Annotated in this window: 1 protein-coding gene; it reads left to right on the top strand. The window is 63.3% G+C overall.

What is annotated here, in order from left to right; genetic code table 11:
- Positions 1-1152 (top strand): FimV/HubP family polar landmark protein (locus DBR24_RS28580; protein ID WP_305889153.1); only part of this gene is annotated, 1152 nt, incomplete at both ends.

Genomic DNA, 1152 nt, shown 5'->3' with positions numbered 1-1152 from the left:
AGAGCAGCTTCGAAGGCCTGGAAGTGCCGGCGGCAAGCGTCAAGCTCAACCCTCCGGCTCCAGCTCCGGCGCCGGTGGTGGCGCCAGTGGTGATGGCTGAGCCGATTGCCGCGCCGCTGGTGGCCCCTGCCGCCGAACGCTCGGATGACGTGCTGGACAAGGCGCAGTCGCACATCAATGCCGGTCGCCTGAATCAGGCAGCCGCACTGCTGGAAGAGGGTGTCAGCCTCGAACCGCAACGCAGTGACTTGCGCCTGAAGCTGATGGAAGTCTACGGTCAGCAGGGCGATCGCGATGCGTTCGTCGGTCAAGAACGACAGCTGGTGGCCAATGGCGACAACTTTGCCAAAGTCGAACAGCTGAAAAGCCGCTTTCCGGCTATGGCCGTAGTGGCGGCGAGCGGTCTGGCGGCAGCGGCAGTTGCCGCCGAGCTGGACGCGCAATACGTCAAAGACCTGTTGCTGGATGAGCCTGAGGCGCCGGCCGCGGCACCGCAGGCAGACGATCTGGACAGCGCGTTCGACCTGAGCCTGGACGATCTCGACAACATCACTCCGGTAGCACCAGCCCCAGTGGTTGAGCCGCAAGCGCCGGTGGAGCTGGACGAATTCCCGGCGGACGACGATCTGAGCTTTGAGTCGGTGCTGCAACAGCAGACCGAGATCAAAGACAATCTGGACGATCTGTCGGACTTCGACCTTGATCTGGACCTTGGTGCCGAGCCGGCGCCGGCGGCTCTGGCTGATGACGATTTCTTGCTGGATCTGGACGAAGGCGTGAAAGATCTTGCGCCGGTCGAGCCGCCAGTCGTTGCCGACGTGCCGCAGGATGATCTGGAGTTGCCTGCCGATTTCGACCTGTCGCTGGCCGACGAAATGGACACCAACCCGCCCGCCGAACCCGATGCGTTCGCAACCGAGCTGGACGACGTCAACGCCGAGCTGGATCGCCTGTCGCAAAGCATCGCCGAACCGACCTTCACCGAAGCCGATGCGGCGATCGGTGACGATCTGGGCGAAGATGACTTCGACTTCCTCGCCGGCGCTGACGAAGCGGCCACCAAACTCGATCTGGCTCAGGCCTACATCGACATGGGCGACAACGACGGCGCGCGCGACATCCTCAATGAAGTGTTGACCGAGGGTGACGAGA

It is taken from the genome of Pseudomonas sp. HMWF006, assembly GCF_003061205.1.
Lineage (GTDB): Bacteria > Pseudomonadota > Gammaproteobacteria > Pseudomonadales > Pseudomonadaceae > Aquipseudomonas > Aquipseudomonas monsensis.
Note: the sequence above shows the minus strand (reverse complement) of the source record. Positions and strands in the feature narration are given on the sequence as shown.